Source organism: Anaeromyxobacter dehalogenans 2CP-C, from assembly GCF_000013385.1.
Lineage (GTDB): Bacteria > Myxococcota > Myxococcia > Myxococcales > Anaeromyxobacteraceae > Anaeromyxobacter > Anaeromyxobacter dehalogenans_B.
In genome coordinates, this window is the sequence record NC_007760.1 from 4383350 (window position 1) to 4395607 (window position 12258).

Annotated in this window: 14 protein-coding genes; 4 read left to right on the plus strand and 10 right to left on the minus strand. The window is 74.1% G+C overall.

Features of this window, described 5'->3' with window-relative positions:
- Positions 1 to 4: 4 nt before the first annotated feature.
- From ADEH_RS19710 to ADEH_RS19725, 4 genes are all read right to left on the minus strand, one after another.
- The gene (locus ADEH_RS19710; RefSeq protein WP_041453720.1) at positions 5 to 190 is read right to left on the minus strand and encodes a hypothetical protein; all 186 of its coding nucleotides are present in this window, start codon (positions 188 to 190) and stop codon (positions 5 to 7) included.
- 59 nt (positions 191 to 249) lie between these two features.
- Positions 250 to 678: a hypothetical protein gene (locus tag ADEH_RS19715; protein ID WP_232287347.1), complete on the minus strand. Its 429-nt coding sequence runs from the start codon at positions 676 to 678 to the stop codon at positions 250 to 252.
- A 132-nt stretch (positions 679 to 810) separates the two neighbouring features.
- Positions 811 to 1440, minus strand: coding sequence for a TetR/AcrR family transcriptional regulator (locus ADEH_RS19720; RefSeq protein ID WP_011422865.1), 630 nt, complete (start codon positions 1438 to 1440; stop codon positions 811 to 813).
- Positions 1437 to 1988, minus strand: a complete 552-nt coding sequence (locus tag ADEH_RS19725) for a pyridoxamine 5'-phosphate oxidase family protein (protein ID WP_041453721.1) — start codon at positions 1986 to 1988, stop codon at positions 1437 to 1439. Before ADEH_RS19725 ends, ADEH_RS19720 begins: the two co-directional genes overlap by 4 nt.
- 124 nt (positions 1989 to 2112) lie before the next feature.
- On the opposite strand from ADEH_RS19725, the gene ADEH_RS19730 reads away from it, so the two are divergent.
- From ADEH_RS19730 to ADEH_RS19740, 3 genes are all read left to right on the plus strand, one after another.
- Positions 2113 to 3852 (plus strand): ABC transporter permease, encoded by a 1740-nt coding sequence (locus tag ADEH_RS19730; protein WP_011422867.1) that lies wholly within the window; start codon positions 2113 to 2115, stop codon positions 3850 to 3852.
- Between the two features lie 12 nt (positions 3853 to 3864).
- On the plus strand, positions 3865 to 5169 hold the full coding sequence (locus ADEH_RS19735) for an ABC transporter ATP-binding protein (protein ID WP_011422868.1): 1305 nt from the start codon (positions 3865 to 3867) through the stop codon (positions 5167 to 5169).
- 81 nt (positions 5170 to 5250) lie between these two features.
- Positions 5251 to 5622 carry an Mpo1-like protein gene (locus ADEH_RS19740; protein ID WP_011422869.1) on the plus strand — a complete coding sequence of 124 codons (372 nt, stop codon included), beginning with the start codon at positions 5251 to 5253 and terminating at the stop codon, positions 5620 to 5622.
- Here the strand turns inward: ADEH_RS19740 and ADEH_RS19745 are convergent.
- From ADEH_RS19745 to radC, 3 genes are all read right to left on the minus strand, one after another.
- Positions 5556 to 6404: an AraC family transcriptional regulator gene (locus ADEH_RS19745; RefSeq protein ID WP_011422870.1), complete on the minus strand. Its 849-nt coding sequence runs from the start codon at positions 6402 to 6404 to the stop codon at positions 5556 to 5558. The genes ADEH_RS19740 and ADEH_RS19745 overlap by 67 nt on opposite strands.
- Before the next feature lie 56 nt (positions 6405 to 6460).
- Entirely contained in the window at positions 6461 to 6829 is a 369-nt protein-coding gene (locus tag ADEH_RS19750; RefSeq protein WP_157061400.1) for a hypothetical protein, read from the minus strand.
- A 71-nt stretch (positions 6830 to 6900) separates the two neighbouring features.
- Positions 6901 to 7608, minus strand: a complete 708-nt coding sequence (gene radC, locus ADEH_RS19755) for a RadC family protein (protein ID WP_011422872.1) — start codon at positions 7606 to 7608, stop codon at positions 6901 to 6903.
- Positions 7609 to 7858: 250 nt separating this feature from the next.
- On the opposite strand from radC, the gene ADEH_RS19760 reads away from it, so the two are divergent.
- Positions 7859 to 9505 (plus strand): dipeptidase, encoded by a 1647-nt coding sequence (locus ADEH_RS19760; protein ID WP_011422873.1) that lies wholly within the window; start codon positions 7859 to 7861, stop codon positions 9503 to 9505.
- A gap of 351 nt (positions 9506 to 9856) precedes the next feature.
- On the opposite strand, the gene ADEH_RS19765 is transcribed toward ADEH_RS19760, so the two are convergent.
- The 3 genes from ADEH_RS19765 to dapE form a co-directional block, all read right to left on the minus strand.
- Positions 9857 to 10462, minus strand: coding sequence for a YceI family protein (locus tag ADEH_RS19765; protein WP_011422874.1), 606 nt, complete (start codon positions 10460 to 10462; stop codon positions 9857 to 9859).
- Between the two features lie 105 nt (positions 10463 to 10567).
- Positions 10568 to 11080 (minus strand): hypothetical protein, encoded by a 513-nt coding sequence (locus tag ADEH_RS19770; protein ID WP_232287348.1) that lies wholly within the window; start codon positions 11078 to 11080, stop codon positions 10568 to 10570.
- Positions 11081 to 11148: 68 nt separating this feature from the next.
- Positions 11149 to 12255: a succinyl-diaminopimelate desuccinylase gene (dapE, locus tag ADEH_RS19775; RefSeq protein WP_011422876.1), complete on the minus strand. Its 1107-nt coding sequence runs from the start codon at positions 12253 to 12255 to the stop codon at positions 11149 to 11151.
- Positions 12256 to 12258: the final 3 nt, after the last annotated feature.

Sequence of the window (12258 nt, forward strand, 5' to 3'; positions counted from 1 at the left end):
CCGATCAGCGTCGATCGCGCCCGACCGCGCCGGCCCCGGGCAGGAGCCTCAGCTCGCGCGGGGCCGCGGCGATGACCGCCTTCGCGGCGGCGGCGGTCTCGGCCGTCCCCTCGTAGTGGATGGTGACGCCGGCGAACGCAAGGCGCGGGGCCAGGACGAGCAGCGCTCCGAGGGCGAGGCGAAGGGGCATCGGCGGGATTCGACCACACCGCACGCAGCGTGTGAAGCGCGCCTCGAGGGCGGCGGAGCTCACAGCATGACGCGGTGGAACCGGACCCGCCTCCGGACGCTCCTCAGCTTCAGCGCCGTCATCGTCGCGACGACGGCGACGAACGTCGCGGTGCCGACCACGGGCGCGAGCCGACCCTCCGGATCGGACCGATGGAACAGCTCGGCGACCGTGAACCCGATCGCCATCGCGGCGACGACGCCGACGGTGGCTCCGACGAGCAGGACCCCGAGGAGCGCCGGGCGGCCGCGGTGGCCGCAGCGCGGGCACGGGGCAAGGCGGGCCGCCCGCGCGGCGCCGACCTCGGCCTCGAGCTGCGCGTTGCTGAGCGACACGCCGTTCACCACGAGCCCCGTCCCGTAACCGGCGACAGCGGCCTGCGCGACCATCCCGCAGCGCGAGCACCGGTAATCGACGTACTGCTCGCCCAGCGCAGCATCGATGTCCATCCGAATCCGGACCACGGGAGCTCTCCGGTGAGAGGCGGCTGCAGCATCGTGCTGCCGCGCTGGCGACGTGCCATGCCGCAACGCCCGACGGATTCGAGCACACCCTACGCTCATTGTGAAGTCCGCGCCCGGCTACTCGCGCGGCAACCCGCCTCCGCGACGACCCTGGCCATGCCGACGACGCTGCGAGGCGGCGCGGCCGGCACCGAGCCACTCGAGCGCGGCGCGGAGCGTGCGGCCGAGCGGGGCGCCCCGCTCCGCGTCGTCCGCGAGCCCGAGCTCCTGCGCGCCCAGGAACACCGCGTACTCGAGCTGCGCGAGCACCGTCGCGTCCTTCCGACCGCGCTCGCGGTGGATGGCCGCGAGGTAATCGATCCGGCGGGCGTCCACGCGGCCGACGGCCTCGCGCGCCCTCGCGTCGTGCAGCGCCCAGCCCCGGATGGCCCGGTCGAGCGCGTGGTCGAGCCCGACCGCCGCCGCCCCGAGCCGCGCGCTCCGGGCCTCCGCGGTCAGGGCGCTCGAGGCGACCGCGATGACGTCGGCCGTGTGCAGCTCCGCCCACGCGTCGAGGACCGCGGCGTGGAAGGCGTCCACGTCGCGGAAGTGGTGATAGAAGGCGCCCTTCGTCTTTCCCATCGCCGCGCAGAGCCGGTCGATCGTCACCGCCTGCGGGCCCTGATCCCGCAGCAGGCCGAGCCCGGCCCGGCACCAGCCGGAGCGGACGTCCCCGCCGGCGGCTGCGCTCCGCCCCGTCGCGGTCAAGCGGCCCTCCAGGCGCCGTCCGGGCCGCGCGCCACCATCGCGGAACGCTTCCCGAACGGCGCGGGCGTGACGTGGCGCCGGGCGTCCCAGACCTCGATCCGCTCCGGGCGGAACCGGACCAGCACGAAGTCCCCGCCCTCGGGGCCCTCCGGCCAGAAGGCCCGCCAGAACGGCTTGAACCGGCGCCGGCGCTCCGCGGCGTCCTCGACGATCTCGGCGCGGCCGACGAGGACCGCGCACGCCGCGCGCGCGTCGTCCTCGTAGGCGAGCGTGGCGGCCGGGTTCCTGCGGAGCTGCTCCACCTTGCGGGACGCGCCGCTCGTGCCGAGCCACACGGTGAAGTCGTCGTCCGGCGGGAGCGGCTCCAGCACGCGCGCGTGCGCGACCCCGTCCGCCACCGTGGCGAGGAGGCAGTAGCGCTTGCGGCGCATCGTCGCGCGCGCGGCCCGGAGCACGGCGCCCACGCCGTCCCGGGCGCGCGCCGTCGCCCAGCGCCGGTAGAGGAGCGCGAGCGAGGCCAGGAGGTGATCGCGGAGCGAGCCAGTCATGCCGCATGCATACCATACCGTATGGTATGTGCGCACGAATTCCGCGCGCGACGTCCGCCGGCCCGGGGGCTACCATGCCGGGACGGATGGCCAGGCCCGGGGGCCGGGCGGTGGAGCGACCGCGGTGAACCGGCGCGCGACGCGGGTATTCGGCGAGGCCGTCGCCTTCCTCGATCGCTCGCGGAGGATCGGGTGGACCGACGTCGCGCTGGCGGCGGGCCTCGGCGGCGCGGTGTACGGGCTCGTTCGCCTCGCGGGCGAGTGGACCGGCGCGCCGCGGCCGGCGGTGGAGATCGACCTCTCTCTGGGCGCGCTCCCCGGGTACACCCTGCTCTCGCTGTCGCGCGGCCTCGCCGCCTACGTCCTCTCGCTCCTGTTCACGCTGGCGTACGGCTACTGGGCCGCGCGCGACCGGATCGCCGAGCGCGTCCTCGTACCCGCCCTCGACATCCTGCAGAGCATCCCCGTCCTCGGGTTCATGCCGGGGCTCGTCCTGGGACTGGTGGCGGCGTTCCCCGGCAGCAACGTCGGGCTGGAGCTCGCCGCGGTCGTCATGATCTTCACCGGCCAGGCGTGGAACATGACCTTCAGCTTCTACCACTCGCTGAAGTCCATCCCTCGCGACCTCACCGAGGTGGCGACGCTGAGCCGGTTCCACTGGTGGCAGCGCTTCCGGTGGGTCGAGCTGCCCTTCGGCGCCATCGGGCTCGTCTGGAACGGCATGATGAGCATGGCGGGCGGGTGGTTCTTCCTCATGATCAGCGAGTCGTTCGTCCTCGGGGACAAGGACTTCCGCCTCCCGGGCCTGGGCTCGTACATGAGCGTCGCGGTGGCGCACGGGGACGGGGGCGCGATGTTCGCCGCGGTGGTCGCGATGGCTTCGATGATCGTAGCGGTCGATCAGCTCCTCTGGCGCCCGGTGGTGGTCTGGGCGCAGAAGTTCCGGGTCGAGGAGAGCGGACAGACGGAGGCGATGGAGTCGTGGTTCCTCGACTTCCTGAGGCGCTCCCGGCTCCTCCCCTGGGCCTCGGGCCTCCTGCGGCGTGCGGTGCGGACGGTCTCCTCCACCCCCCGGCCGCCTCCGAGGTCGGCGCCGCGCGCCGGGCGACGCTCCCTCGCGGGCGCGGTGTCGCTCGCGCTGTTCGTGGCCCTGCTCGCGCTGCTCGGGTGGAGTGCGGTCGGGCTGGTGCACCTGCTTCGCCGGGTGCCCTTCGGCGCATGGGCGGGCATCGGCGCGGCGGCGACGCTCACGCTCGGACGTGTCCTGCTCGCGACGGCGCTCGGCACGCTCTGGACCGTTCCGGCCGGGCTCGCCATCGGGCTCTCGCCTCGCCTCTCGCGGATCCTGCAGCCGGTCGTACAGGTCGTCGCGTCCTTCCCGGCCCCGATGCTCTTCCCGGCCGTGGTCGCGGTGCTCGCGGCCGCCGGCGTCGGGCTGGGCTGGGGCAGCATCCTGCTCATGCTGCTCGGCACGCAGTGGTACATCCTGTTCAACGTCATCGCGGGCGCGACCGCGATCCCGGCGGACCTGCGCGAGGCCGCGCGCGTCTACCGGGTGGGGACCCTCCAGCGCTTCCGGGACCTGTACCTGCCGGCGGTCTTCCCGTACCTCGTCACCGGCTGGGTGACCGCCGCCGGCGGCGCCTGGAACGCGAGCATCGTCTCCGAGTACATGAGCTTCCGCGGCCGGGTGCTCGCCACCGACGGCCTCGGCGCCCGCATCAGCCACGCCGCCGCGAGCGGGGATCTCGCGGTGCTCGCGGCCGCGATCACGGTGATGGCGGCGCTGGTCGCCATCTTCAACCGCCTCGTCTGGCGCCGCCTTCACGGCGTCGCCGAGGAGCGCTTCTCCCTCTCCCGGTAGCGAGGCACCGAGATGCCCGATCCCGCCACCGCCCTGCCGAAGACCGAGCCCGACGTCCTCTGCGAGCTCCGCGACGTGCACAAGGCCTTCCCGCAGGGGAGCGGGCCTCCGCTGCGCGTCCTCGAGGGGATCTCCCTCGCCGTGCGCCGGAACGAGGTGGTCGCGTTGCTCGGGCCGTCCGGCTGCGGCAAGTCCACCATCCTCCGGATCCTCGCCGGGCTCACCCCGCCGACGAAGGGCGCGGTGCTGTATCACGGGGCGCCGCTCGAAGGCCTCAACCCGGGCGTCGGCTTCGTGTTCCAGAGCTTCGCGCTCTACCCCTGGATGACGGTCGCGCAGAACGTCGAGGCGGTCCTCCGCGCGAAGCGCCTCGCCTCGGACGACGTCGCCGCGCGCGCGAGCCACGCCATCCGCGCCGTCGGCCTCGCCGGCTTCGAGGAGGCCTACCCCCGGGAGCTCTCCGGCGGCATGAAGCAGCGCGTGGGCATGGCCCGCGCCGTCTCGCTCGACCCCGAGATGCTCTTCATGGACGAGCCGTTCAGCCAGGTGGACGCGCTCACCGCCGAGAGCCTCCGGGCCGAGGTGATCGACCTGTGGGCGGCCAAGGACCGGAACCCCTCCTCGATCGTGATGGTCAGCCACGACATCCGGGAGGTCGTCTACATGGCCGACCGCATCGTGGTGCTGGACGCGAACCCGGGGCGCGTCCGGACGGTGGTGGAGAACGCCTTGCCGAGGCCGCGCGACTACCGCTCGCCGGCGCTCCTCCAGCTGGTGGACCGGCTGCACGACATCATCACCGGGATGGAGATGCCGGACGTGCCGCCGCCCCCCACGACGTTCGAGGCGCTCCCCAGCGCGGGCCCGAGCGAGATCCTCGGCCTGCTCGAGTACCTGGACGCGCGCGGCGGGCGCGAGGACGTGTTCCAGATCGCCGCGGACACCGACCGCGAGTTCGGCCGCCTCATCGGCGTCGTGAACGCGGCCGAGCTCTTGGACCTCGTGGACACGCCGAGGCGGCTCGTCGTCCTGTCGCCCGAGGGCACCCGCCTCGTGAAGGCGGGCCACGCGGAGCGCAAGGCGCTGTTCCGCGAGCGCATCGTCGGGCTGCACCTGTTCCAGCAGGTCAGGGACGCCCTCGTGCGCGGCGAGGGCCACCGGATCGACCGCGACTTCGTGCTCGAGCTCATCGCGGTCCAGACGCCCAACGAGGACTACGAGGCGACGTTCGACACGTTCGTCCAGTGGGCCCGGTTCGCCGACCTGTTCGCGTACGACGAGCTGACGGAGACGCTCGCGCTGCAGGAAGCCGGCTGACGGCGCGTCGGCGCGGCGCGCCGGGTCGATCGCAGCCAGTTCGTTCAAGCCTCCCTGGCCGGCCGCGACCAGGTTCCGGGCATGAACACGAACGAACCCGGCGTCCTCGAGCGGCAATGGGCAGGCTACGGCGACGTGCACCGCGACCGGCTCAACCTGGCGCTGCACGCTGCGACGGTGCCGCTCTTCTGGTTCGGGACCTGTGCGCTCGCGCTGGCGCCGGTGATCCCCGCCGGCTGGGCGATGGCCGGCCTCCCGGCGCTCCTCGTCGCGCTCGCCGCGCAGGGCCGCGGCCACCGCGGCGAAGCGAGGGCGCCCGCCCCGTTCCGTGGACGGGCCGAGTTCCTGGCGCGGATCCTCGCCGAGCAGTGGATCACGTTCCCCCGCTACGTCCTCACCGGAGGCTTCGCGCGCGCCTGGCGCGAGGCGGCGCAGGAGCGACCGCGCGCGTGAGCCGCGCGTGAGTGCGCGGCCGGCCGCAGCTCGGAGGGGGTGACGCCGAGCATGCGGCGGAAGGTCCGGCTCATGTGGGCGGCGTCGGCGAACCCGGCCGCGTGGGCGGCCTCGCCGAGCGGCCTGCCGGAGACGGCGGCCGCGGCGGCGCGCTGCAGACGCAGCCACGCGAGGTACGGCCGCAGCGGCACGCCGATCGACTCGGTGAACACGTGCATCAATCGGCCGGGTGAGAGGCCGACCTGGCGCGCGAGCGCCTCGAGGGAGGCGTCTCCACCGGGCGGCATGGCCTGCAGCACACGCAGGAGCCTGCGAACGCGCGGGTGGACGGCGCGAGGTGATCGCACCCGCTCGCCTCCCAGCGCCTCGACCACGCGCGACGTCCAGGCGGCGCCGCCGGGCCCCATGATCTCCATCGGCGTCACCCCGTCGGCGAGCGCATCGCGCTCGGCAGCGCCGAGGGTACGGAGCGAGCCGGCGGTCGCGCCGCGCATGGCCCGCCCCGCCTCGCTCTCCGGGTCCACGAAGACGATCAGGATCTCCGACCCCGCCGCGTCGATGGCGTGCGGTGCATCCGGCGCGGTGACGATCCCGGCCGCTCGCACCCACGCGCCCGCGTCGCCCGCGCGCACGCGCAGGTCGCCGCCGAGCGCGAGCACCACGTGCACGCCGTGGTGCGCGTGGGCGGTGCTCCGGCCCCCCGGCCCGCGCGCGGCGAGCAACGGCGGCCAGAGCGGCAACCCCGGTGCATCCGGATGGATCGGGATCGTCGGGAGTCGCATCGACCGACGATCTAGGCGCCCAGACGGCGTCCGCAACCAAACCCTTTCGAGCGAGGTCAGCGGTAGATGACGGGCGTCCCTGGCAACCCGGGCGACGGGACGGGGGCGTTGTGCATCGGGCGGCTGTTCAGCTCCCGCAGCCGCCGCTCCTGCTCCTGCTTCATCAGCTGGGCCACGCGGAACGCGGCGCCGCCCGCCGCAGCGCGCGACTCGGGCGTGGCGGCCTCCTTCGGCTCGCACACGCAGCCGGTCGCGGTGCCCATGATGACGATGGCGCCGAGCCGCATCCCGAGCTGGCCGCAATGGGCCTCGCACTGGGGGCGCGACTCCGGATCGAGCCGGTAGCTCGGGTTGACGGCCGGCGCGGTCACGCAGGCGCAGAGCGAAGCGGCGGCGATCGAGGCGACGGCGAGGAAGGTGCGCATCGGGGTGTTCTCCGGGTGAAGTACGCCCGGAGTACAACCGATCCCACGCCCCGTGCGCAAGATGGCACCCCCTACCGCCTCCACCTCCCCGCCTCGACGAACGAGTAGTACCCGCCCGCCGCCACGATGACGTGGTCGCGGGCGAGCACGCCGACGAGGTCGGCGGCGGCGCGGAGCCGGGCGGTCAGGTCCACGTCGTCGGGGCTGGGGGTGGGATCGCCGCTCGGGTGGTTGTGCACGAACACCACCCCGTGCGCGCCCTCCCGCACCGCGGGGCGGAGCGCGTCGCGCGGGGAGACCGGGCACTGCGAGAGCGAGCCCTCCGCCACCTGCACCGCCCGGAGCAGCCGCCCGCGCACGTCGAGCAGCACCACGTGGAAGCCTTCGCGCTCGGCGTGGGCGGCGTGGCGGAGGAGCTCGTGGACGGTGCGAGGGTCGAGGCAGCGTTCGCCGCGCCGCGGCGGGGACCAGGCGCCGCGCCGGCCCAGCTCGAACGCCGCCGCGAGGGCCGCCGCGCGGGCGACGCCGATGCCGGGCCAGGACGCGAGCGCGTCGGGTGGCGCCCAGGCCAGCTCGGCGAGCGGCAGCGCCTCGACCAGCGAGAGCGCGGCGGCCCGCGCGGAGACGCGGCCGGTGCCGGTGCCGAGCACGAGGGCGAGGAGCTCCGCGTCGGAGAGCGCGCGCGGGCCGGCGGCGAGGAGCCGCTCGCGCGGGCGGTCGGTCGGCGAGGAGGGGGTGGACGACGAGGCGTCGGCAGGCGCGTCGGAGGCGGCGGTCATGGCGGAGCGCGCTGGAGCAACCGCCGTGCCCGGCGGTCGCGCCCGGATGCTGCACGCCTGCGCAGGCGGGGCGCCCAGGCCCATCCGACGGAGGGCTCGCGCCCGGACCGCGGGTGCGCGGCGCGGCCGGTGCCGACGCGGCCGCCGCGGCGCGGCAAGCTCGCCGGGTCCGCCATCTGCACGGCCCGGTCGAGGCGAGGCCTGGCCGCGGAGTGACCCGGAGGAGCGGGCTCGGGTATCCTCGGCGGCCATGCTCGATCACCGCAAGACCGCCCCCGCCGCGCTCGCCGCGGCAGCCCTCGTCCTCTCCCTGCCCGGCGCGGCCGACGCCTGCACCAGCATCCTCGTCTCGAAGGGCGCGAGCGCAGACGGCTCCACCTTCATCACCTACGCGGCGGACTCGCACGACCTCTACGGCGACCTCCCGCTCCGCCCCGCCGCGCAGCACGCGCCGGGCGCGCAGCGCGAGATCATCGAGTGGGACACCGGCAAGTTCCTGGGCCGCATCCCGCAGCCGGCCGTCACCTACCACGTGGTCGGCAACATCAACGAGCACCAGGTCGCCATCGGCGAGACCACCTTCACCGGCCGCAAGGAGCTGCAGGATCCGGAGGGCCGGATCGACTACGGCTCGCTCATGTACATCGCGCTGGAGCGCGCCCGCACCGCCCGCGAGGCGATCCAGGTGATGACGGACCTCGTGGCCGAATACGGCTACGCCTCCACCGGCGAGTCCTTCTCCATCTCGGATCCGAACGAGGCCTGGATCCTCGAGATGATCGGCAAGGGGCCGAAGCGGAAGGGCGCGGTGTGGGTGGCCCGCCGCATCCCGGACGGCTACGTGTCGGCGCACGCGAACCACGCGCGCATCCGGCAGTTCCCGCTCGACGAGCCGAAGACCACGCTGTACGCGAAGGACGTCATCTCGTTCGCCCGCGAGAAGGGCTGGTTCAAGGGGAAGGACGCCGAGTTCAGCTTCGCCGACGCCTACGCGCCGCTCGACTTCGGCGCGCTGCGCGCCTGCGACGCGCGGGTGTGGAGCGTGTTCCGCCGCGTGGCGCCGGGGCAGCCGCTGCCGTCCTCGATGGTGAAGGGCCAGGACCCGAAGGCCGAGCGCGTGCCGCTGTGGGTGAAGGCCGAGAAGCCGCTCGCGGTCCGCGACGTGATGGCGCTCATGCGCGACCACTTCGAGGGCACCGAGCTCGACCTGTCGAAGGGCGTGGGCGCCGGTCCGTTCTCGCTGCCGTACCGGTGGCGGCCCATGACGTTCAAGGTGGACGACCAGGAGTACCTGAACGAGCGGGCCATCTCGACGCAGCAGACCGGCTTCTCGTTCGTGGCGCAGTCGCGCGCCACGCTGCCGGCGGCGGTGGGCGGGGTGCTCTGGTTCGGCGTGGACGACACGTACAGCACCGTCTACGTGCCGATGTACTGCTCCATCCACGAGGTGCCGCGCAGCTTCGCGGTGGGCACCGCGGACTTCAAGACGTTCAGCTGGGACTCGGCGTTCTGGGTGTTCAACTTCGTGTCGAACTGGGCCTACTCGCGCTACTCCGACATGATCCAGGACGTGAAGCAGGTGCAGGGCGAGCTGGAGGGCGGGTTCCTCTCGCGGCAGGCGGAGCTGGAGAAGGCCGCCCTGACGCTCTACAAGGACTCGCCCGGCCTCGCCCGCGACTACCTCACCCGCTACTCGGTCAGCCAGGGCGACATGGTCACGGCCCGGTGGCGCAAGCTGGGCGAGTCTCTGATGGTGAAGTACCTCGACGGCAACGTGCGCGATGCGCAGGGCAACGTCACGCACCCGGACTACCCGGAGGGCTGGCGCCGGCGCATCGCGGCCGAGGACGACGGCATCCTGCGGGTGCCGAAGGAGCCGCAGAAGGTGGCGCAGTAGCGGACGGGGCCGCTCGCCCTTCGACTCCGGCGGGCCTGGGGCCCGCCTACGCTCAGGGTGAGCGGATTGATCTGCTCACGCCGAGCGTAGGCCGGGCCCCTCGACTCCGATCCGCTCATCCCGAGCGTAGGCCGGGCCCCTCGACTCCGATCCGCTCATCCCGAGCGTAGGCCGGGCCCCTCGACTCCGGGCCGCTCTGCGGCCCTACGCTCGGGGTGAGCGGAGGCGACTGGGGCACGGCCGGAGTCGAGGGACGCTCGGGGTGAGCGGAGGCGACTGGGGCACGGCCGGAGTCGAGGGACGCTCGGGGTGAGCGGGCACCCCCACGGCCGCGCGGAGTCGAGGGAGGAGCTACTTCCCCGCCTGCTTCGGGGCGGCCTTCACCAGCTCCGCCTCGATCTCGATCTTCACCTCGTCGCCGACCACCGGGCCGGCCTCCACCGTCTTCGACCAGTTCAGGCCGAAGTCGCGGCGGTTCACCATCGTCGTGGCGACGAGGCCGCGGCGCAGGTTGCCGCCGGGATCCTTGATGGCGCTGGTGGGGCCGAGCACCTCGAGCACCACCGGCTTCGTCACGCCCTTCATGGTGAGGTCGCCGGTGACCTTCAGCTTCCCCTCCCCGATCTTCTCCACCTTGGTGGACTTGAAGGTGAGGGTCGGGTACTTCGCCACGTCGAAGAAGTCGGGCGACTTGAGGTGCGCGTCGCGGTCCGGCACGCGGGTGTTGAGCGTGGTCGCGTCGATGGTCGCCTCGACCGACGACTTCGCGAGGTCCTTCTCGTCCAGCTTCACCGCCCCGGTGGTCTTGCCGAACTCGCCGCGGACGTTCGTGATCACGAGGTGACGGACGGTGAAGCTGGAGAGCGTGTGCGCCGGGTCGATGTTCCAGGTGTCGGCCTGCGCGTGCGCGAGCGCCGGGACGGCGAGCGCGAGGAGGACGGGGAGGAGTCGCTTCATGGTGCGGTTCCTTTCGGGACGCGCCGGGGATCCGGACGCGAGGTCCGCCCGGTCGTCTAACCGCGCCGCTGCCGGGGTCAACGAGGGCGCCCCACGGGGGCCGCGCTAGAACCGCGCGCCCAGCCCGCCCATCAGGCCGAGCTGGTCCTCCTGCTCGAACGTCAGCTCGCCGGCGAGGAACATGGGGCCGAGCTCGAGCCGGGCCCCGAGCCCGACCTGGAACCACGCCCTCCAGCCGTCGCGCTTCGCGCTGCCGACGCCGAACGTGATCGCCGCGTCGAGCCCGCGGTGCGTCTCGAACCGCTGGGAGATCCGCGCCAGGACCACCGGCGTCCACTCGCGCGTCGCGTCCGGAAGGTGCCGGTAGCCGTAGCCGGCGATGCTCAGGTCGAGCGTGGAGAAGGAGTAGCCGGCCTCGCCGCCGAGCCGCGAGCCGGAGCTGCCGTTGCCGCCGGCGTCGATTCCCGCGCCGCCCCAGGCGGTGAGGAAGAAGCGGTTCGGCCTGCCCTCGTCGTCGTGCTCCTCCTCCTCGGGCGCGTCGTCCCAGTCGCCGTCCTGCGCGACGGCCAGCGCCGGGAATGCACTTCCGAGCAGGGCGGCGAGGAGGAGGGCGCGCACGCGCGGATGATAGGCGAGCGGCGAGGCGGGCCGCCAGCAGCGCGGGGCGGCCCTCGCGTGACACCGGGTCAAGCCCGCAGGAACCGCTCCAGCAGCCGGTACCCGCGCTCGAGCGCGGCGATCTCGACCCACTCGCCGCGCTGGTGCGCCTGCGCGGTGGCGCCGGGGCCGAGGTTCACCGCCGGGATGCCGTGCGCGGCGAGGCGGGCCACGTCGGTCCAGGCCTGCTTCGGCTCGGCGGCGACGCCGGTGCGCTCGAGCAGCCGGCGCACCAGCGGGTGGTCGGCGTAGGCGGGGCACGCGGGGGAGAGGTCGGTCAGCTCCACCTCGGCGCCGACGCGCTCGCCGAGCGCGCGCAGCTCGGCCGAGGCCTGCTGGAGCGTGCGGTCGGGCGCGAAGCGGTGGTTCACGTTGAGCGTGCAGCGGTCCGGCACCACGTTGCGCGCGCGCCCGCCCTCGATGCGGGTGACGCTCGTCACCTCGCGGAACACGAGGCCCCCGGAGACCGCCTCGCGCGGCGCGCGGGCGTGCAGCTCGGCGAGCAACGCGCCGGCCCGGTGCACCGCGTTCTCGCCCTGCCACGGCCGCGCGGAGTGCGCGGCCCGCCCCTCGAACGTGAACGTCGCGTGGATCGAGCCGACGCAGCCGAGCTGCAGCACGTTGTCGGTCGGCTCGAGGCAGATCGCGAGCTCGGTGCCGGCGAGCTCGTCGGCGGCGTGGAGCACGTCGGCGAGCTCGTTCTCGAGGTACGGCCCCTCCTCGCGCGCGTAGAACACCAGCATGAGCTCGCAGAAGCGCTCGGCGCGCGGCAGCCGCTCGGCCACCTCCATCATGAGCGCGAGGCCGCCCTTCATGTCCGAGCTGCCCGGCGCGACCAGCCGCCCGCCCTCGCGGTGCGGCCCTCCGCGGTCGTCCTCGTGCACCGGCACGGTGTCGAGGTGGCCGCAGAGCGCCACCCGCGGCCGGCCCTCGCGCGCCGCCTCCGCGCCGGCGCCGGCGTCCACCTGGACCACGAGCGAGTCCTTCACCCGGCGGACGCCGAGCCCGAGCGCCCGCGCCCAGGCCTCGACCTGGTCGCAGAGCGCGCGCTCGTGGCCGATGGGCGAGAGCACGCCGCACAGCGCCTCGGTGCGGCGCGCCAGCGCCTCGGCCAGCTCGGCGGTCGCCGGGTCCATGGG